The following is a 21,251-nucleotide window of genomic DNA, read 5'->3' on the forward strand; positions in this document are numbered from 1 at the left end:
AATTTAAGCAATGATGTGCAATTGAGGAATTTTATTCCAGTGCAAATGCCTATTTATTGGTTTTAATTTAAATCGAATAAATCATCACAACGAAATAAGGATTTATTTTTTATTTGAAACGCAAAATCTTTTGTAATTTTGCCGAATGGAATTAAGTATAGGAGAGATGCTTTTGATCGCTGTAGCGATTGTAGTCTTGTTCGGACCCGATAAATTGCCACAAATTGCTCGTGACTTAGGTCAAGGAGTAAGAAAAATGCGTGGTGCGATGGAGGATGTGAAAACCGAAATTTTGAAGGAAACCGATAATCCTGTTGCTGAAATAAAAAGGGAAATTGATAAGGTGAAACAAGCCGCGAAAGATTACAACCCACTTGCCGATGTCGAAAATAAAGAAGCGCTCGCGGAAAGAGCTCAGCCAAAAGTAAATCTCGCGGAAAACGACGAACACGAAGGTCCCGTAAGCCGATAAAATGCAAGAAATCATTCAAGAAGATAAACAGCTGTTTTTATGCCTCAATAATTTGGGGAGTCAGCCATTCGATCAGTTCTGGATCATGGTTTCGGAGACTTGGATTTGGGTTCCGCTTTACATTATTTTCCTTTATTTGCTTTACAAAAAATTTGGAACCAGAAATTTGGTTTTTATACTCATTTTCATTGCTTTAGGTGTAACGGTTTCTGACCAACTTGCCGGGATTTTCAAAACCGGAATTTCCAGATTGAGACCTTGTCATGACCCTTCATTAGACGGTTTGTTGCGCGAAGTGAAATGTGGTGGACAATTTGGTTTTTATTCAAGTCATGCTTCCAATACCTTTTTTATTGCAACTTTGATGAGTATTTTGTTGCACAAAACACATCGGTATTTGCCTTATTTTCTATTCATTTGGGCGGCGATGGTTTCTTATAGCCGAATTTATTTGGGAGTTCATTTCCCGATGGATATTCTCATGGGCGCTTTGATGGGATTTTTCCTCGGAGGTTTCTTCGCAACGCTTTCATTGAAGGTAATTCACAAAAGACAACAATCGAATTCCTAAGTATTTTTTCACCTAAATCTTAATAGCAAGCGCAACGTTTCACGAATCTTCGCTCATTCCTTTTCGTGCATCGCTGTAAAATATTATCTTTGCTATTATGTCACACAACAACGATAAACGACTTTTCCTCATCGATGCATTTGCGATGATTTTCCGCGGATATTACGCCTTAATCCGCAGTCCGAGAATTACCAGCGATGGGAAAGATACTTCTGCTATTTTCGGATTTACCAATTCATTGATCGAGTTGATTCGTCGAGAAAAACCTACGCATTTAGCAGTGGTTTTCGATGTAGGTCAAGCGAGTGTAAGAACCGCTGATTTTGCAGATTACAAAGCCAATCGAAGCGAAACTCCCGAAGCTATAAAAATTGCAGTTCCCTATATTCACCGGATTTTGGAGGCGATGCACGTACCAATTTTGGGTGTTGAAGGTTACGAAGCCGATGATGTGATCGGAACCATTGCTTGCAAAGCGGAAAAGCAAGGTTATACCACTTTTATGGTGACTCCGGATAAAGATTTTGCACAGTTGGTGACTGATAAAATTAAAATTTACAAACCAGGTTTAAAAGGTGCTGAATTCGAGATTTTGGGTGTTGAAGAAGTAAAAGAAAAATACGAAATCGAAGATACAAAACAAGTCATCGATTATTTGGCGATGATGGGCGATGCTGTCGATAATATTCCGGGATTGGAAGGGGTTGGTGAAAAAACCGCCAAAAAATTTCTCAAAGAATATGGAAGCATCGAAAATCTGCTTGCAAATACCCATGAAATTAAAGGAAAGCTACGAGAAAAAGTAGAAGCCAGCGCAGAACGTGGGATTTTATCCAAGAAATTAGCAACTATTATTTGTGACGCGCCAATCGATTTCGAACAAGAAAAATATGACCTTGAAGTTCCGGATTTCGAGAAAGTGAAAGAAGTTTTCGATGAAATAGAATTCCGAAGATTATATGAAAATCTTTACCGCGCATTCGCTCCCGCAAAAGATACTGAAAAAGAAACCGATCCTAATAAAATAAGCCGTTTCGACAAGGTTGAAGATCAAAATAAACCGGTTCAGCTCGATCTTTTTGCCACTTATGAAGAGCTGGATCACGCGACGAATACGCAATCCAATATCGCGCAAAGCGACCATTTGTACCAATTTATCGATGCTCCGAAAGCTCAGAAAATATTGGTTCAGAATTTACTCGCTCAAAAAGCGGTTTGTTTTGACACCGAAACTACTTCTTTAAATGAGTTGGAAGCCGAATTGATCGGGATGAGTTTTTCCTATAAAAAAGGGCTTGCTTACTACGTTCCGCTCTCTGAAAATCGTGAAGAAGCGCTCGAAACATTGGAAATTTTCCGTCCATTTTTTGAGAAAAAAGAAATTGTTAAGATTGCTCATAACTTAAAATATGATTACAAAGTTTTAAAGCAATACGGAATTGAAGTGGAAGGTGCGATTTTCGATACGATGATTGCTCATTATTTGTTGAATCCCGACGGAAGACACGGGATGGATTACCTCTCGGAAATTTATCTTCATTATCAACCAATTTCCATTGAAACCCTTATTGGCAAAGGAAAAAATCAAGGAACATTACGTTCGGTTTCGATTGAAGAACAAACCAATTATGCCGCTGAAGACGCCGATATTACATGGCAATTGTACGAACTTTTCGCGCCACAACTTAAGAAAGAAAATCTTGAAGATCTCTTTTTTAAAGTGGAAATGCCTTTGATGAAAGTGCTTGCCAAAATGGAATTAGAAGGAGTTTCTTTGGATAAAAAATGGCTCGAACAGGAAAGCAAAGATTTGGAAAATGATCTTCGCGAACTTGAAAAAAATATTTTTGAACTTTCCGGTGAAGAATTTAACATGAATTCTCCGAAACAATTGGGCGAAATTTTATTTGAAAAAATGCAACTCGATCCGAAAGCGAAAAAGACAAAAACTGGTCAGTACGCCACTTCCGAAGATGTTTTGCAGAAACTTTCCGGGAAACACGATATCATCAAATATATTTTGGAATACCGAACTTACCAGAAACTGAAATCGACTTATGTGGATGCGTTGCCTTTGCAAATCGACAAAGATGATCACCGAGTTCATACCAATTTCTCGCAAACTACTGCTGCGACGGGTCGTTTGGCTTCAGTGAATCCAAACCTTCAAAACATTCCGATTCGTACATTGCGTGGTCAGCAAATTCGGGGCGCATTCGTAGCTGGAGAAGGGAAAAAAATTATTTCTGCCGATTATTCTCAAATTGAATTGCGTTTAATTGCCGAAATTTCCAATGAAGAAAACATGATTCTCGCCTTCCAAAATGGAGAAGATATTCATGCTTCTACGGCTTCTAAGCTTTTTAAAATTCCTTTGGAAGAAGTCACCAAAACCCAGCGAAGTCAGGCTAAAACGGTAAATTTTGGAATTATTTACGGACAAGGAGCATTTGCTTTGGCGGAACAAACCGGACTTTCAAGAACCGAGGCGAAACAAATGATTGAAGCGTATTTCGAAACTTATCCGCAACTGAAAAAATACATGGCCGAACAAGTGAAAAAAGCGCAAGATTTGGGTTATGTGGAAACTATTTTGCACCGAAAACGTCATTTAAAAGACATTAATTCCGCCAATTTTGTGGTAAGAGCTCATGCAGAAAGAAACGCGGTGAATGCTCCAATTCAGGGAAGTGCAGCCGATGTGATTAAGTTGGCGATGATTAAAATTGATGAAAAACTTCAGGAAAAAGATTTAAAAACCAAAATGTTGCTTCAGGTTCATGATGAACTTTTGTTTGAAGCACCGATTGATGAAGTGGAAACCGCTAAAACCCTGATAAAAACGGAAATGGAATCCGCATTTGAAACCAAAGTTCCGCTTCTCGTAGAAGTTGGCGTAGGCGATAATTGGTTGGAAGCGCATTAAAATTTAAAACCAATAATTATGAAAACAGTAATTTTTTACGAAAACAATCCAGAAGCGACGATGGAGCAATTTATGGAAGTTTATCCGAAGCATCAGGAAAACGAGGACAAATTTGTGAAAGCCGGAAAAGTCCTTGGAATTGGGCCGTTTTCCGTTCCTGGTGAAGGCGCGATGGGAATTTTCACCGATCTCGAATCTGCCGAAGAATTTGTGAAAGGCGATCCTTTTGTACAGGAAGGTTTGGTCGCGAAAGTGACTTACAGACAATGGCATGACGAACTTTTGTAGTCGATGAAGTTTCTCCTAATCATTCCCACTCACAACGAGGAAAAAAATATACTTTTCTGTTTAGAATCGCTGAAAAATCAGACGTTTCAAGATTTTAAATGCATTATTGTGAACGATGGTTCCACGGATAAAACTCAAGAAATTGTAGGAAGATTTGTTGAAAATAATCTGCAATTTGAAATCTTTAATTTAAAAGAATCCGAATATTCACCCGGCGCGAAAGTGGTTCGAACATTTAATAAAGGTTTGGAATCGGTTAATTTAAAAGATTTTGATATTGTTTGCAAATTCGATGCGGATATTATTTTTCCTGAAAATTATCTCAAAAAAATTAATGAAGTTTATGAGAAAAATCCAAAAGCAGGAATGGTTTCTGGAATTGTTAAAATTAAAAAATCCATTTTTGAGAAAAACCTCGCTTTCGATTTTAAAGACGAAAAATCGCAATGGACTTTCGAGAATATTTCCTCTAAAAATCACGTTCGCGGACCGATAAAATCCTACAGAAAAGAATGTTTTCAGGACATGAATGGTTTGCGACCAGTTTTGGGTTGGGACAATATCGATGTGATGTTGGCCAAAAAACACGGTTGGGAAGTATTGACAATCAAAGGTTTATGGGTGAAACATCTTCGTCCGACCGCTTATAAATACAAAAATCAGAAAGCCGAAAAATTGGGAGAATATTTCTATAATATCGGTTTGAGTTTTCCTTTAACGCTGATTTCTTCCGGAAAATCTTCGTTGAAAAATAAATCTTTTTCAGAGTTTTTCATCACTTTGAAATCATTTTTAAAACAAAATCATCCACGTTCATTATCGAAAGATGAAATTCAATTCATCAGAAATTTACGTTGGAAAGAAATGTTGAACAAAAAATAATCATCATGAAATCTATTTTAAGACTATTTTTCCTGCTTTTTTTAATGAATATTTCTGCGCAAAAACCCGCAGATTTGATCATTACCAATGCAAAAATTTACACTGTAAATTCCAAATTCGAAATTGCTGAATCGATGGCGGTTTCCAACGGAAAAATTTTAGCAGTTGGAAAAAACAAAGAAATTTTAAAGAAATTTCAATCTCAGAATATTCAAAATCTTGATGGGAAACCTGTTTTTCCTGGATTTATTGATGCACATTGTCATTTCACCGGTTACGCGACCGACAAATGGAAATGCGAATTGTGGGGAACAAAATCTTGGGAAGAAATCATTCAGAAATTGACCGATTATTCCAAAAATGCGCCTATGGAATGGCTTTACGGAAGAAGTTGGGATCAAAATGATTGGCCGGTAAAAGAGTTTCCGAACAAAGCAAAACTCGATGAATTGTTCCCAAATCGTCCGGTTTATTTGAAGCGAGTTGACGGTCACGCCGCGATTGCCAACCAAAAAGCGCTCGATATTGCAGGAATTACCGTGAATATCAAGATAAATGGCGGAGAAATAGAAGTAAAAAACGGCAAACTTACCGGAATTTTAGTTGATAATGCGATGCTTTTGGTGGAAAAACACATTCCAGAAATCAGCGATGAAATGGCGATTCAGTATTTTGCAGATTTGCAGAAAACCTGTTTTTCTTATGGTTTGACTTCGCTTCACGATTGCGGAATTTCTACGCATATATTTTCACTTTTAGAAAAAGCGCAGGATCAGAATGTATTGAAAATGAAAATTTTCGCTTTGCTGGAAGACAATCCTTCGACTTATGATGATTGGATTAAAAAAGGTCGATTTACCAAAGGAAATATCACTTTTGGTGGCTACAAAGTCTATTCAGACGGTGCGCTCGGTTCGCGAGGAGCCTGTTTGATTCACGATTATTCTGATAAAAAAGGATGGAAAGGTTTTCTGTTAAGCGACCAAAATCATTTTGAAACTTTAGCTAAAAAACTGAAAAATAGTGATTTGCAAATGTGTACGCACGCGATTGGAGATTCTGCAAACCGAACGATTTTAAACATTTATGGCGAAGTTTTAGGCATTAAAAACGACCGAAGATGGCGAATTGAACATGCGCAAATTGTCGATAAAAGTGATTTCGATTTGTTCGGAAAATATTCCATCATTCCTTCGGTTCAGCCTACTCATGCGACTTCGGATATGTATTGGGCGGAAGAAAGATTGGGGAAGGATCGTTTGAAATACTCTTATGCCTACGAAGATTTGCTGAATCAAAATGGCTGGCTTCCTCTGGGAACCGATTTTCCGGTCGAGGAAATCAATCCGATAAAAACATTTTTTGCGGCAGTTGCCAGAAAAGATAATAAAAATTTTCCGGCAAATGGTTTTCAGAAAGAAAATGCATTAACCAGAGAACAAGCGTTGCGTGGAATGACGATTTGGGCTGCGAAATCGGCTTTTCAGGAAAAGGAATTGGGAAGTTTGGAAGCCGGAAAATCTGCAGATTTTGTGGTTTTAAATCAGGATTTAATGAAAGTTGAGGAAAATAAAATTTTGGAAACAACGGTTTTGGAAACATATAGTTCCGGAAAAAAAGTACATTAATTTTGAAAAAAATCGCTTACATCGAACTCGATACGCATGCGGAAATTGCTGCGAATTTCATGGAATTAATGAATGATTCCCGCGAGTTTTCTGTGGATTATTATTTTAGTGAAAAAATCCTCAAAACCTTGGGTTTAAATGAAACTGAAAACATCATAAAAACAACTCCAGAAACGCTTTTTCGTCAATTATCAAGCAACGATTATCAATTGGTAATTATTGGAACTGTTCACCGATATTTTAATGTATTCAATGAAATTTCCCGAAAATTCAATACTTCTGTGATTGTTCACAATTTGAATTTCACAAAAATTTCAAAGTTTCAACTTTTTAAGAATATTTTTAAAAAGGATTTTAAATACCGTTTAAAACTTTTGTTGAAAGAAGATTTGCTTTCTGCAACTGAAGTTTTTAAAAACGCGAAAAATCTTTTGGTTTTGGATGAAACTTTAATTCAGGAAAATCAAAATTTCCCATTGAAATTTCTTCCGGTTTTCTTTACAAATGAATATTCCGAAAGCCGAAAATCGATCATTACGATTGCAATTCCCGGCGCAGTTTCTCAGGAAAGAAGAGATTATTTTCACCTTTTAGAAAAAATTAAAATTTTTAAAAGTAATGCAAGTTTTCAGTTTGTTTTTTTAGGAAAAGCTGAAGGGGAAGAGCTTTCTTGGCTTAAAGAATTTGAGAAAGTCAAGCCACAAAATATTTCTATTCAATATTTCACAGAGAAAGTTTCTCAACAAAATTTCGATGAATGGATGCAGAAATCCGATATTTTATGGTGTCCAATTCAAAGTGAAACGGAGTTTTTTAGTCAAAAAGAATTTTACGGAAAAACCAAAATGAGTGGGAATATTGGCGATGCCATCAAGTATGGAAAATTGGCGATTTTCCCTGAAAATTATCCAAATTCGCATCCATTTATTATTCCGGAAAACAAGAATGTGGAAGAACAGATTTTTAATGGTGAAGAATTAATGTCTTACGATTTTGGAGAAAATTTTGCTCGTGAGAAAGTGCGGAAAAATTTAGAACAAAAACTTCTGAATCTTCTTTAAAATTTAAAAATACTTCCAAGAAATTTTTTGTTGATATAGTCTTCCAATGGAAAAATTTTCAAGAAATAATTTCCGATGAAAAACAAGAGCAAAACGAAGGATGGTTTGTAAATTAAATTCACGAAACTGCTTTTAAAATCCGGTAAAATAATCGCAACGGTAATGCCTAAAGTTCCGATAATTAGGGCGTAAATCATTTCAATCGTCAATGGAAAAACTCCGAATTTGATGTAATTGAAAGTGATTTTGGCGATGTTGAAAAGCGTTAAAGAAATTGCTGTTGCAATTGCTACTCCGAAAAGTTCAAGATTGGTATTTTTTAGGAAGTAAATATTCAGCAAAACCGTTGTCACAGCCAGAAAAAGCATCACCACGATATTGAAACGGTAATATTTAGAAAGCGAAATTATGTGTCCGTTGAATCCGGTTGCCAAATCGAAAAGCATCGCAAAACCGAGTACCCAAATCACAGGTTCTGATTGTCGCAAAAGCTCACCGTTCTTGATAAAATGCGTTAAATACGGAAAACCAACCAATACACACGAAAGCAAAACCAAGCCAAGGAAAAATAAGATTAAGGAAGATTTTTTGTGCAAACGATCGAGTTCTTCATAATCGTTTTCAGCGAGATGTTTATTGATAATTGGCGCAGAAATACTGTACAATCCCATCGCCGGAACCGTGATTAGCGAAATGATGGAGTAGAGCGTATTGTACACTCCGTTTGGTTCAAAACCGAGGAATTCGCCGATCATCACACTGTCGATTCTCACCGCGATAAAATTCCCGATATTGCCTAAAAATCCATAGAAACTATAGTTTAAAACCTCTTTCCAAAGGTTATCTTTTTTAATATAATCTGTGGAAAAATCGGGTTTTATTTTTTCGAGTCGGTTGGTGTAATAAATATATCCGAAAAGCCCTAAAATAAACATTCCGATAAAGAAAAGGTACGCCGCTTTTTCAGGAAAGCCAATAAAAAAGAAGAGGCAAAATGCGCCCAAATTGGCAATTTTCGGCAATAAATTTTCAAAAATATTTGGTACGACGATTCGCTTGAAATTGGAAAGATATTTATTGAAAACTGCACTGAAAGCAAGTACGAGAATCAGCGGTAAAATCAGGCGTTTCATTTGCCACATTTCGGTTTGCTGAAGTTTTGGGAACAGCAAATTAATGGCGAAATATCCGATCAGAAAAATGATGAAATTCAATAAAATTCCCAACAAAGAAAGCGAAAGAAAATTCTGATGTTTTCCGTCTTGTTGCGTTTGGTTGAAAAATTTAACATTAGAAAAAGATAATCCAAAAACTACTACAGGAAGTAGCATTTCAGCTGTAGGAAGCACATAACGAAGTTTTCCGTAAAACTCCATATCGTGAGGAAACACGAAAATCGCCGAAAAAGTTCCGAGCAAAAATCCGAGATATCCAATTATGGAATATTTAAAACCCTGTCGCGCAACTACACTCATATTTCTTTGTTTTTAAGGGGTTTTGGGATGAAAATCATGTTGTTGATGTAGGCTTGTTTGGTTCCAACTTTGCCGTCATTATATTCGGAAATCAACTTTTCATCGAATTTTTCCAATTCAAAAGTTTCTCTGTTTAGGAAAAAGGTTGCATAGCCCCAATTTTCAATTTCAGAAATCAGATGTTGAAGCGGTTCGGTGTGATGCCTTTGCTCCATTTCGACCATCATTGTTGGATGAAATTTTTCGATCACGCTTTTTGCACCGCGTAAAGTTTGCATTTCATTGCCTTCAACATCTATTTTTATGAAATCAATTTTTTCTAATTTTTCCTGAGCAACCCAATCGTCCAATTTCATCACTTTTACCTGTTGTAAAACATGTTTCGCTTCACCGATTTCGCGGTAATCGACTTGCAAAGTTCCGCGCGATGCATATTTTTTTCCATTAATGACGGGTACTTTGAAAGTTGCAATTTCATTTTTATCGGAAAGCGCTAAAGGAAAAATATTGGTTGTAGGGAAAATTCGTTTTAACCTTGAAAACAGATTTTTATTTGGTTCAAAAGCGTAAATGTTTTTTGGAGACAGTTTATTTTCAAGTTGAAAAATAAAACTTCCGGCATTCGCCCCAATGTCCAAAAAAACAGCATCAGTTTTTAAATAATCCTTTATCCAAAGTAGTTCCGGTTCGATATTTCTCTCCGAATAATTTTTGCGGGTGATATTTTTAAAATATCTTTCCTTATAAAATTGGGGAGAAATAAACTGTAGATTTTCGGCAATTCTTTGGTATAAAGACATACTTTTTTTCGTTGAGGAAAACAAAGATAGAAAAATATGTTAAATAAATGTTAAAATAGAAGAGAAAGATGAAATCGGTTTCTGTAGAGCGCGGTAATCCTTATCTTTAACAATCAAATAATTTTTATGAAAAAGTTCTTTATTCTCGCTGGTTTTTCTGCACTTGTTTCATGCGGATCGCTTAATAATTCTAAAAAACAAAATTTCACTTGGGAAGGCGCAAATATGTATTTTTTGTTGACAGATCGTTTCAAAAATGGAGATGTTTCTAATGATGTCAATTTTGAAAGAAAAGAAAAAGCTGCGGTTTTACGAGGATTTGAAGGCGGAGATTTAAGAGGAATTATCCAGAAAATTGATGATAATTATTTCACCGATTTGGGAATCAATGCAATTTGGATGACTCCAATTGTGGAGCAAATTCATGGCGCAACCGATGAAGGAACGGGCAAAACGTATGCATTTCATGGATATTGGGCAAAAGATTGGACGAATCTCGACCCCAATTTTGGTACAAAAGCAGAACTGAAAGAATTGGTTGAAAAAGCCCATGCAAAAGGAATCCGCGTGGTTTTGGATGCAGTGGTAAATCATACCGGTCCGGTTACGGAAATCGATCCTGTTTACCCGAATTCATGGGTTCGTACTTCTCCACAATGTCAATATAATAATTACCAAAATACGACTGCATGCACTTTGGTTGCGAATCTTCCTGATGTCTTAACGGAATCCAACAGTCCCGCGGAATTGCCACAAATGTTGGTTGAAAAATGGAAAAAAGAAGGAAGGTATGAAGCGGAAATGAAATCTTTGAACGATTTCTTCACAAGAACCGGTTATCCGAAAGCGCCAAAATATTACATCATGAAATGGCTTGCAGATTATATTGAAGAATTTGGGATTGATGGTTATCGTGTTGATACTGTGAAGCATACTAATGAAGATGTTTGGAAGGATTTCCAGAAAATATGTCAGGAAGCTTTTGATATTTATAAAATAAATCATCCGACGAAAGTGCTCGATAATAATGTGTTTTTCACGGTAGGAGAAGTTTACGGTTATGGAATTTCGCAAAAGCAGAATTACGATTTCGGTGATAAAAAGGTCAATTATTATCAAAACGGATTCAAATCTTTGATTAATTTTGATTTTAAAGGAGACGCCAATAAATCATATGAAGAGCTGTTTTCCAACTATTCGAAGTTGCTTCATTCGGATTTAAACGGAAAAACGGTGATGAATTATTTAACTTCTCATGATGACGGTTGGCCTTTCGATAAGGAGCGAAAAAGAACTTTCGAAGCCGGAACCAAACTTTTACTTGCGCCCGGAATTTCTCAGGTTTATTACGGCGACGAATCTGCGAGAAGCTTGATTATTGAAGGAACACAAGGAGATGCAACGCTTCGAAGTAATATGAATTGGAATGAAATTCAAAATAATTCAGAAAGCCAAAAATTATTGCAACATTACCAGAAATTAGGGAAATTCCGTGCAAATCATCCTGCTGTTGGAGCAGGAGTTCATCAGATGATTTCGTCTTCGCCTTATTGGTTTACAAGAACTTTCAATACCGACAAAGTTTTGATCGGCTTGGATTTAAACTCTGGCCTTAAAGAAATTTCAGTGCGCGAAATTTTTGAAGAAGGAACAAAACTTCGGGATGCTTATTCGGGCTTAGTTATAACAGTTAAAAACGGGAAAGCCATTATTGATACTAACCAATCGATTGTTTTATTCGAGAAAATTTAGAAAACAATGAAAAAGATATTTAGCTTTCTCATACTTTTTATCGTCTGTACAATCTTTGCGCAAAAAGTTCCCCAAGTCAATAAAACGGAATTTTCAAAAGAAGCCCTGGCTCAGAAAATTACCTCGCAAAACGGCAAAAAACTTTCGGTATCGGAAGTTTTAAAAATGCATGAAGGTAAAATTTTAATCATCGACTTCTGGGCAAGCTGGTGCCGCGACTGTATTCTCGCACTGCCTTCTACAAAGGAACTTAAAGAGAAGAATCCTGAGATTGAGTTTGTCTATTTCTCCCTCGACCGTTCGCACGAGCAATGGAAAAAAGGTTTGGAAAAATACCAGATTACTGAAAATGAAAATTACTGGTTTGATGAAGGCTGGAAAAATAATTTCAATAATTATATCGATCTGAACTGGGTTCCGAGATTCATAGTTATTGACCAAAAAGGTGCGATAGCCAATTATTATTCCATCAATCCAAAAGATCCTGAGCTTCAGAAAACTTTAAATTCTTTAAAAAATTAAAGTTATTTTTTGGTAAAACTACATAAAAGGTGCACTCAGAAAATCATTGAGCGGTTTCATCGATTTGTAAATCTTAGCAATGTTTTTTGTAACATTTTCATTGATCAAATCTTCATTGGAAATTGGATGAACGACGATAAAGTTCTTTAATTTTAAGAATTCCGCCATTGGATCGTCCTTTTCGAAACCGTTGGGAACTCTTTGCAGCTTGCCTTCTACACTTAATCCGCGGAAATTATTGCGAAAATCATCCTGTTCCAAAATTTCCATAAATTCTTTAGCGTTCATCGAAATTTCTTTGCGAATTTCTTTTAAAACAGACGCGTCAGGTTGATAAACTCCGCCTGCGAGAAAAGATTTTCCAGGTTCGATATGCAAATAATATCCGGAAATTCTATTGCCTTTTCCCATTCCCAAACCTGCACCGAAGTTGGTTTTGTATGGGGATTTGTCTTTCGAAAAACGAACATCGCGATAAATGCGGAAAAGCGATTTCTTGGCATCAATTTTCAGAATTTCTTCATCAACTTCTCCGATTTTTTCAATTAAATCTTCCACAACGTTCACTACGTTTTGCTGAGCAGTAATATATAGGTTTTTATTTTCTGTAAACCACTCACGATTGTTGTTTTTGGATAGATTTTTAAGAAAATTCAGGGTTGAAGCATCGATTTTCGGGGACATATTTCTAAGATTTTAGCCCAAATTTACTGAAAAATTAGGGTCTAAGGATGATTAATGTATTCTTTAAGATAAATTTAATAAAACAATGTAATTTTTATCAATTCAAAAAAACGTATCTTTGCAAAATATTTAATATACTTAATGAATTTATTTACAGAAACCAGCCTAAGTCCAGAAATTCTAAAGGCAGTTGGTGAATTAGGGTTTACAAGCCCAACAGAAATCCAAAAACAGACCATTCCTTTTATCTCTACAGATATACGCGATATGATCGCACTAGCGCAGACAGGGACGGGCAAAACAGCAGCATTTTCGCTTCCGATTTTGGATATGATTAACGAGGGTAGTCGCAAAATCCAATTTTTGGTGCTTTGTCCGACAAGAGAGCTGTGTCTTCAGATTACGAAAGACATTAAAAATTATTCCAAGTATTTGCCGAACATTAAGACTACGGCAGTATACGGTGGAAGCAGTATTATGGATCAAATCCGTTCACTTCGCGATAAACCGCAAATTATTGTGGGAACTCCGGGACGTGTGATCGATTTGATTAACAGAAAAGCATTGGATTTTTCAGAAATTCAATGGTTGGTTTTAGATGAAGCAGATGAAATGCTTTCAATGGGTTTCAAAGATGATTTGGAAACTATTTTGAAAGAAACTCCGGAAACGAAACAAACTTATTTATTCTCTGCAACCATGAATAAAGAGGTTGAAAGAATTTCCAAGAATTATTTAACTTCCCCTCACCGTATTTCCGTAGGATCTATCAACGAGGTGAAGAAAAACATCAAGCACGAATTTTATGTGGTAGGTTACCGTCATAAAAAAGAAGCTTTGAAGAGATTGATTGATGCAAATCCGAATCAATATTCAATTCTTTTCTGTCGTACTCGTATGGAAACTCAAGAAGTTGCTGACTTTTTGATGCAAAACGGATACGCTGCAGATGCGCTTCACGGCGATTTGTCTCAGGCGCAGAGAGATACGGTAATGAAGAAATTCCGTCTCAAAAATATTGATATTTTGGTAGCTACTGATGTGGCTGCAAGAGGGTTGGATGTGAATTCATTAACTCACGTTATCCATTATTCTTTGCCGGATGATCCTGAAGTTTTCGTTCATCGAAGCGGAAGAACCGGTAGAGCTGGGAAAGACGGAATCTCGATGTCTTTGATTAAACCTGAAGAATCCAGAAAATTAAAACAAATCAAAGCTTCAACAAAAATTGATATTGTTGAGAAAAAAATCCCAACCGGAGAAGCGATTATCAAAGCTCAGGTAGGTGGTGTTTTCGAAAAATTATTCACAGAACATGAAGAGTTTTTCACTTTTGATGATTCTTTAATTCCTGATTTATCTGAATTCACCAAAGAAGAATTGGTTCACAAATTATTGCAATTGCAATTGAGAGATTTGGCAATGTTCTACAAAGACAAGAACGATTTGGCTGATCAGAAATTCAATAGCGATGACCGAGGAGAAAGAGGTGGAAGAGATCGTGATCGCGGAAGAGACAGAGATCGTGGAAGAGACCGCGACAGAGGTGATAGAAGAGATAACTTCCGAGACGGAGGACGTGATGGTGGAAGAGATCGCGACAGAAAGCCAAGAAAAAACAATGGCGATATGGTGAGATTTTTCTTTAATCTTGGTAAAAAAGACCAATTGAAGAAAATGGATATGTTGGAAATCATCAACAAATCTACCGCGAAATCTAAAAAACGACCAGATATCGGAGAAATTGAAATTTTAGAAAAATTCTCTTTCTTTGAAGTAGAAAAATCTTTTAAAGATGAAGTTTTGAAAGGTTTACAAACTCAGAAATTTAAAGGAAAAGATATGAGAGCCGAAGTGGCTAACTAATCTCTGCCTGAAAATTGATAAAATTTGATCAGTTCCATTTTTATAATGGGACTGATTTTTTTTATATGTTTTTGGTGGAAAACTAATCGCTAATGTTAATAAAACTTAATATTAAAACATAAAAGTTCGTCCACTTTTTCGGAAATTTGCACCACTAATTATAAATAAAATAAAATGGGAATTGGCAATATTTTCAAAGCATTCCAACCAAAAGACAAAGTGTTTTTTGTACTCTTCGAAAAAGTAGCAGCTACGCTAACAGAAATGTCCAAAGAATTTCATGAAGGATTGTTGGATTTTGATATCAATGATGATACAATGCTTAAGAATATGAGCGATTATGAGCATAAATTGGATGATCTTACTCACGAGATTTTTGTTCAATTAGGCGAAAATTTCATCACTCCGTTTGATAGAGAAGATATTAATCATCTTGCAAGTGGATTAGACGATATTGCCGACTTCATGTATGCATCTGCAAAGTATATTTATTTATATAAAACACCGCTAGATCCTGCTTATACAGAATTCTCACTACTGATTTACAAGTCTTGTGTGGAAATTCAAACTGCGATTAGCGACCTAAAAGATTTTAGAAATCCACAAGGAGTAAAAGAATCTTGTATCAAAATCAATTCTTACGAAAATATCGCTGATGATGTTCTAAGTCAGGCTACAGTGAAGCTTTTCGAAACAAACGATGCAATTAATATCATCAAAATAAAATCAGTTCTAGAATATCTAGAAACAGTAACTGATAAGGCAGAAGATGTTGCCAATACGATGGACAGTATTGTGATAAAATATGCGTAACCCGATCCTTTAACCTTAAAAATAAAGAATGGATTTACCAATATTATTAATCGTAATCATCGTTTTAGCATTAATATTTGATTATATCAACGGGTTTCATGATGCAGCAAACTCTATTGCTACTATTGTTTCTACCAAAGTATTAACCCCGTTTCAGGCTGTTTTATGGGCCGCATTATGGAACTTTGCAGCTTTCTTTCTTGCAGCTTACGTAATCGGAGAATTCAAAATCGGGAATACGATTGCCAAATCCGTCAATGAAGATTTTATCAATCTTGAAGTGATTTTGGCCGGATTAATCGCCGCTATCGCTTGGAATTTGCTCACTTGGTGGTTTGGGATTCCGTCTTCTTCATCACACACCCTTATTGGTGGGTTTTTAGGAGCCGCTTTGATGTATGCTTTGGTTTCAGACTATCATGCGATAGTTTTAGCACAACCGAACCTTTCATTTTTCGATACGATTTCGCTTACCTTCAAGCAGCTATTTACCCAAAATGTAGTGAAATATGATAAGGTCATTCCAATTATCCTTTTCATCTTCCTCGCTCCGGTTATTGGGTCTATTATTTCAATTATTATTACTTTAATTATTGTAAATATTGCCAAGAAAACCAATCCACGTAAAGCCGACAATATCTTCAAAAAATTGCAGCTGGTTTCTTCCGCATTATTTAGTTTGGGACATGGAACCAACGATGCGCAAAAAGTAATGGGAATTATCGGTGCAGCCGTGATTTATTATCATGTTCAAATGTTACATGATCCTGTTTATCTCGCAATGGATGGTTCGCATCAATTTACCTATTTCGTAGAGCATTATTGGTGGGTGCCTTTTACTTCATTTTTGATGATTGCTTTGGGAACCATGAGTGGTGGTTGGAAAATTGTGAAAACAATGGGAACCAGAATCACCAAAGTTACCCCACTTGAAGGTGTTGCAGCTGAAACTGCAGGTGCTGTCACTCTTTTCTTAACCGAACATTTCGGGATTCCGGTTTCTACTACCCACACCATTACTGGTGCGATTATCGGGGTAGGATTAACCAAACGAGTTTCCGCAGTACGATGGGGAATTACCGTAAGTTTGCTTTGGGCATGGATATTAACCATTCCAATTTCGGCAATCGTTGCAGGGATTACTTATCTGATTGTGATTGCAGTTCGATAAAATATTTTATACTAAAAAGATAAAACCACTTTCAAGGAAGTGGTTTTTTTTATCAACTATTAGGAACTAAAACTTTTTAAAATTGTAATTTTGTAAAAACAAGAAAATTTATGCAATTTTTAGACGAATATCAGGAAATCGTAGCCAAGGCTGTTGAAAAATACATCTTCAAAGATAAACCCACGGAGCTCTACGATCCCATGAATTATATTATTTCACACGGTGGTAAAAGACTGCGCCCAATCATGGTGCTTATGGCGAATGATATGTTTGGTGGAGACCTTCAGAAGGCGATAAAACCTGCATTGGCAATTGAGTTTTTTCATAATTTCACGCTGATTCATGATGATATTATGGATGAAGCACCACTTCGAAGAAACCAGCCTACCATTCATACTTTACACGGAATCAATACCGGAATTCTCTCGGGTGATGCACTTTTGCTAAAAGCTTATAAATTCTTTGAAGATTTGGAGCCGGATTTGTTCAAAGCTTGTATTCGAGTGTTCACACACACCGGACTTTTGCTTTGTGAAGGACAACAATATGATATCAATTTTGAATCTTTGCCGAATGTAACTTTTAATGATTATATCCGCATGATTACCTATAAAACTGGAGTTTTAAGCGCTTCTTCTTTCGAAATAGGTGCGTTAATTGCCGGTGCTGATTTTAAAGATGCTAAAGCGATTTTTAATTTTGGTAAAAATGTCGGAATTGCTTTCCAAATTATGGATGATTATCTAGATGTATTCGGGAACCAAGAACAGTTCGGAAAAAAACATGCAGGAGACATTTATGAAAACAAAAAAACTGTACTCTATCTCCTTGCCAAAGAACATGCTACCGAAGAAGAAAGAAAAGAACTAGATTACTGGTATTCTAAAAAAAGCGATAATGTAGATAAAATCTACAGTGTCGAAAAGATTTTCCGTCGCACGAAAGTTGATGAAAAAACCCTTCTTTTAATTCAAGAATACAACGAAATTGCACAAGGTTACCTCAATAAATTAAGTGTTTCCGATGAGAAAAAGAAACCATTTATTGAGTTGGCCAATTATCTTTTAAGAAGAGAATCTTAAAAGAACAATGTGTTGATTTGGAAATGAAGTAACCATTGAGTTCAATATTTTTCAAAGTAGCGCATTTTCAAATTCTCAAATAGAAAAAATGAAATTCCGAACCGAAGTAGAAATCCCTGCTTTCCCAAAAAAAATAGAAATTCAAGACCATGTTTTTTCCATTGGTTCTTGTTTTGCCACTGAAATGTCCGATTTGATGAAAACCGGACAAATTCAGGTTCTAAATAACCCTTTTGGAACCATTTTTAATCCATTTTCAGTGAATCAGGCGTTGAAAAAACTTCATGATGCCGAGTTTTATACCGAAGAAGATTTGATAAAATACAATGATGAAATGATCTCACTTGATCATCATAGCAGCTTTAATGCGAGGTTTGTACATCAGATTTTAGAGAAAATCAACCGAAATATCGAGCTCGGAAATGGGTTTCTTCAGAACACCAATTGGGTCATCATCACTTACGGAACTTCATTTATTTATGAATTTTTACCCAAGAAAAAACTCGTTGCAAATTGCCATAAAATTCCTGGGAAATTCTTCGAAAAAAGGATGTTAACCCACCTGGAAATCACCGATTCTATTTACGAAACTGTGACAACTTTGAAGGATATTTGCAATGAAAATGTACAAATTTTGTTCACCGTTTCACCTGTTCGCCACACCAAAGATGGAATCGTGGAAAATAATTGGAGCAAATCCAAACTGATCACCGCAATTCACGAGATTTTATCACAGTTTGAAAACTGTCATTATTTGCCAATTTATGAGATTTTAATGGATGATTTGCGCGATTATAGATTCTACAAAGAAGATTTAATTCATCCGAATCAACAGGCGATTCAATACATTTGGGAGAAATTTGGCAACGCCTTTTTTTCGGAATCGACCAAGGATTTCGTGGAAGAAAATTTCAAAATTGCGAAAGCTTTAGCACATAAAACTTCCGACGAAAAAAGCACGAAACATCTTGAATTTCTTGAAAATATCAAAGAAAAAATCGCCACACAACAAGCGAAAGTAAAGCATAAAATATTTTAAATTGATTTGGGCAGCTATTTCCGCCTTCCACTCCCGCTTTTTTGTTCCGCTTCGCTGCACAAAAAGAGCTCCGTTCAAGTCGGGCTGCAACCTTGAAAAACAAATAAAATGATCGATACACATACCCATTTATACGCCGAAGAATTTGACGAAGATAGAAAAGAAATGATTGAAAGAGCTTTGAATAAAGGAGTTTCTCATTTTTTTCTTCCGGCAATTGATTCTGAATCACACGAAAAAATGTTGGCTTTGGAAAGTGAATTTCCTAACCAAATTTATTCGATGATGGGACTTCATCCGTGTTATGTGAAACCCGAAACTTGGGAAAATGAACTCAAAATTGTTGAAAATTACTTGAATCAAAGACATTTTCCGGCGATTGGAGAAATAGGAATCGATTTGTATTGGGACAAAACAACTTTAGATATTCAGATTAAAGCTTTCGAACAGCAAATTGATTGGGCAATTGAAAGAGATTTGCCGATTGTGATTCATACCAGAGAAAGTTTCGATGAGACTTTTGAAGTTTTAGAAAGAAAAAAACACCCAAAATTGCGTGGGATTTTCCATTGTTTTTCCGGAGATTTGGAGCAAGCAAAACACGCTATCGATTTGAATTTCATCTTAGGAATTGGTGGAGTTGTCACTTTTAAAAATGGAAAAATCGATCAGTTTTTAAGCGAAATTCCTTTAGAAAAAATCGTTCTGGAAACCGATTCTCCTTATCTCGCGCCGGTTCCACATCGTGGGAAAAGAAACGAAAGTGGTTACCTCGATTTGGTCGCCGGAAAACTCGTGGATATTTATGGAAAAGAGTTCTCTGAAATCGATCGAATTACCACAGAAAATGCTTTGCAATTATTTAAAATTTAAACATAAAAAAACCGCGAATCAAAGTAGGTTTTTCCCTTTAATTCGCGGCTTCTATTAGTTTTTCGTTTTATTTGTTTCGCGAAAAATTACTTTTGTTTTTCGGTTTTTTGTAGCCGATATTCTCTTTACTTTGTGGTTTTGGCCGCGGATTGAAAGGTTTGTTGTTCGAATCTCTTTTCTGTGGTACCAAATTATCGGTATGAAAAGGATGATCGGTTTCTACAGGAATTTTCTTACCGATTAGCTTTTCTGTATTTTTCAGATTCAATAAATCTAGACCATCTACAAACGAGATCGATTTCCCTTCTGCACCGGCTCTTCCTGTTCTTCCAATTCGGTGAACGTAAGTTTCGGAAACATCGGAAAGCTCGAAATTTACTACATATTTTAACTCATCAATATCAATTCCTCTTGCAGCAATATCGGTCGCAACCAAAATTCTGGTTTTTCCAGATTTAAAATTGGTAAGCGCGTTTTGTCGTTGATTTTGGGATTTATTTCCGTGAATTGCTTCGGCCGAAATTTTGTGAGATTGAAGTTTTCTAGCGATTTTATCGGCGCCATGTTTGGTTCTCGAAAATACCAAAACTGAATCGGAAATATCTTGCTGAAGAATGTGCGTTAACAAATCTAATTTGTTGTCTTTCTCAACGAAATAAACTTTCTGCTGAATCGTATCTGCAGTTGCAGAAACCGGCGCCACTGCTACTTTTACAGGATTATTCAACATGGAATTTGCCAAAGTTTTAATCTCATCCGGGAATGTTGCCGAGAAGAACAAAGTTTGTCTTTTTTGAGGCAAAAGTTTCACAATTTTTTTCACATCATGCACAAAACCCATATCGAGCATTCGGTCAGCTTCGTCTAATACAAAGATTTCAAGGTTTTTCAAAGAGATAATTCCTTGCGAAATAAAATCTAAAAGTCTTCCCGGAGTTGCGACCAAAATATCTACACCTTTTTTAAGTGCAGCTTCTTGAGCGCCTTGTTTTACGCCACCGAAAACCACGAGATTTCTCATCTTCAAATGTCTTCCGTAAGCGTTGAAACTTTCTTCGATTTGAATCGCCAATTCTCTGGTTGGTGTCAAAATCAAAGCTTTGATTTGGTTATTTCGAACGTTTTTCTGTGTTAAGTTTTGCAGAATTGGAATCGCAAAAGCTGCTGTTTTTCCGGTTCCTGTTTGTGCAGTTCCGAGGAGGTCTTTGCCTTCTAATATGCTTGGAATTGCTTGTTGCTGAATTGGGGTTGGTTGTGTGTAACCTTCTTCCTGTAACGCTTTAGCGATAGGATCGATGAGTTTTAAGTCGGTAAATTTCAAATGAAAAATTTTTAATTAAAATAAA

General features: G+C 36.1%; 19 protein-coding genes. 15 read left to right on the forward strand and 4 right to left on the reverse strand.

The features are described 5' to 3' along the window. Positions 1 to 145 precede the first annotated feature (145 nt). The 7 genes from NOV28_RS01240 to NOV28_RS01270 all read left to right on the forward strand — a co-directional run bounded on the left by NOV28_RS01240 (position 146) and on the right by NOV28_RS01270 (position 7,828). Positions 146 to 472, forward strand: a complete 327-nt coding sequence (locus NOV28_RS01240; protein WP_255926734.1) for a Sec-independent protein translocase subunit TatA/TatB — start codon at positions 146 to 148, stop codon at positions 470 to 472. Position 473: 1 nt separating this feature from the next. Further along, complete coding sequence (locus NOV28_RS01245; RefSeq protein ID WP_255926736.1) at positions 474 to 1,043, forward strand: phosphatase PAP2 family protein; 570 nt, start codon at positions 474 to 476, stop codon at positions 1,041 to 1,043. 97 nt (positions 1,044 to 1,140) lie between these two features. Beyond that, positions 1,141 to 3,969: a DNA polymerase I gene (gene polA, locus NOV28_RS01250; protein ID WP_255926738.1), complete on the forward strand. Its 2,829-nt coding sequence runs from the start codon at positions 1,141 to 1,143 to the stop codon at positions 3,967 to 3,969. Between the two features lie 18 nt (positions 3,970 to 3,987). Next, entirely contained in the window at positions 3,988 to 4,257 is a 270-nt protein-coding gene (locus tag NOV28_RS01255; protein WP_255926740.1) for a YciI family protein, read from the forward strand. 3 nt (positions 4,258 to 4,260) lie between these two features. After that, positions 4,261 to 5,139, forward strand: coding sequence for a glycosyltransferase family 2 protein (locus tag NOV28_RS01260; protein ID WP_255926742.1), 879 nt, complete (start codon positions 4,261 to 4,263; stop codon positions 5,137 to 5,139). Between the two features lie 5 nt (positions 5,140 to 5,144). Next, positions 5,145 to 6,767: an amidohydrolase gene (locus NOV28_RS01265; protein ID WP_255926744.1), complete on the forward strand. Its 1,623-nt coding sequence runs from the start codon at positions 5,145 to 5,147 to the stop codon at positions 6,765 to 6,767. 2 nt (positions 6,768 to 6,769) lie between these two features. Further along, complete coding sequence (locus tag NOV28_RS01270; protein ID WP_255926746.1) at positions 6,770 to 7,828, forward strand: hypothetical protein; 1,059 nt, start codon at positions 6,770 to 6,772, stop codon at positions 7,826 to 7,828. On the opposite strand, the gene NOV28_RS01275 is transcribed toward NOV28_RS01270, so the two are convergent. Both NOV28_RS01275 and NOV28_RS01280 read right to left on the reverse strand, forming a co-directional pair. Then, entirely contained in the window at positions 7,825 to 9,303 is a 1,479-nt protein-coding gene (locus NOV28_RS01275) for a lipopolysaccharide biosynthesis protein (protein WP_255926748.1), read from the reverse strand. The two genes, NOV28_RS01270 and NOV28_RS01275, sit on opposite strands and share 4 nt — an antisense overlap. Further along, positions 9,300 to 10,103, reverse strand: coding sequence for an FkbM family methyltransferase (locus NOV28_RS01280; RefSeq protein WP_255926750.1), 804 nt, complete (start codon positions 10,101 to 10,103; stop codon positions 9,300 to 9,302). Before NOV28_RS01280 ends, NOV28_RS01275 begins: the two co-directional genes overlap by 4 nt. Before the next feature lie 126 nt (positions 10,104 to 10,229). Between NOV28_RS01280 and NOV28_RS01285 the strand changes: the two genes are divergently transcribed. Together NOV28_RS01285 and NOV28_RS01290 are read left to right on the forward strand one after the other, a co-directional pair. Continuing rightward, on the forward strand, positions 10,230 to 11,855 hold the full coding sequence (locus NOV28_RS01285) for an alpha-amylase family glycosyl hydrolase (protein ID WP_255926752.1): 1,626 nt from the start codon (positions 10,230 to 10,232) through the stop codon (positions 11,853 to 11,855). Between the two features lie 6 nt (positions 11,856 to 11,861). Continuing rightward, the gene (locus NOV28_RS01290; protein WP_255926754.1) at positions 11,862 to 12,377 is read left to right on the forward strand and encodes a TlpA family protein disulfide reductase; all 516 of its coding nucleotides are present in this window, start codon (positions 11,862 to 11,864) and stop codon (positions 12,375 to 12,377) included. Positions 12,378 to 12,395: 18 nt separating this feature from the next. Here the strand turns inward: NOV28_RS01290 and NOV28_RS01295 are convergent, their stop codons facing one another. Further along, complete coding sequence (locus NOV28_RS01295) at positions 12,396 to 13,061, reverse strand: DUF2461 domain-containing protein (protein WP_255926756.1); 666 nt, start codon at positions 13,059 to 13,061, stop codon at positions 12,396 to 12,398. A gap of 141 nt (positions 13,062 to 13,202) precedes the next feature. On the opposite strand from NOV28_RS01295, the gene NOV28_RS01300 reads away from it, so the two are divergent. From NOV28_RS01300 to NOV28_RS01325, 6 genes are all read left to right on the forward strand, one after another. Next, positions 13,203 to 14,927 (forward strand): DEAD/DEAH box helicase, encoded by a 1,725-nt coding sequence (locus NOV28_RS01300; RefSeq protein ID WP_255926758.1) that lies wholly within the window; start codon positions 13,203 to 13,205, stop codon positions 14,925 to 14,927. Positions 14,928 to 15,101: 174 nt separating this feature from the next. After that, positions 15,102 to 15,740: a DUF47 domain-containing protein gene (locus tag NOV28_RS01305; protein WP_255926760.1), complete on the forward strand. Its 639-nt coding sequence runs from the start codon at positions 15,102 to 15,104 to the stop codon at positions 15,738 to 15,740. Positions 15,741 to 15,768: 28 nt separating this feature from the next. Then, on the forward strand, positions 15,769 to 16,911 hold the full coding sequence (locus NOV28_RS01310; protein WP_255926762.1) for an inorganic phosphate transporter: 1,143 nt from the start codon (positions 15,769 to 15,771) through the stop codon (positions 16,909 to 16,911). Between the two features lie 110 nt (positions 16,912 to 17,021). Beyond that, entirely contained in the window at positions 17,022 to 17,993 is a 972-nt protein-coding gene (locus tag NOV28_RS01315) for a polyprenyl synthetase family protein (RefSeq protein ID WP_255926764.1), read from the forward strand. 88 nt (positions 17,994 to 18,081) lie between these two features. Next, positions 18,082 to 19,032, forward strand: coding sequence for a GSCFA domain-containing protein (locus tag NOV28_RS01320; protein WP_255926766.1), 951 nt, complete (start codon positions 18,082 to 18,084; stop codon positions 19,030 to 19,032). A 108-nt stretch (positions 19,033 to 19,140) separates the two neighbouring features. Then, positions 19,141 to 19,905 (forward strand): TatD family hydrolase, encoded by a 765-nt coding sequence (locus NOV28_RS01325; RefSeq protein ID WP_255926768.1) that lies wholly within the window; start codon positions 19,141 to 19,143, stop codon positions 19,903 to 19,905. Between the two features lie 67 nt (positions 19,906 to 19,972). On the opposite strand, the gene NOV28_RS01330 is transcribed toward NOV28_RS01325, so the two are convergent. Next, on the reverse strand, positions 19,973 to 21,226 hold the full coding sequence (locus NOV28_RS01330; RefSeq protein ID WP_255926770.1) for a DEAD/DEAH box helicase: 1,254 nt from the start codon (positions 21,224 to 21,226) through the stop codon (positions 19,973 to 19,975). Between the last annotated feature and the right edge of the window lie 25 nt (positions 21,227 to 21,251).

The organism is Kaistella montana, assembly GCF_024436175.1.
Lineage (GTDB): Bacteria > Bacteroidota > Bacteroidia > Flavobacteriales > Weeksellaceae > Kaistella > Kaistella montana.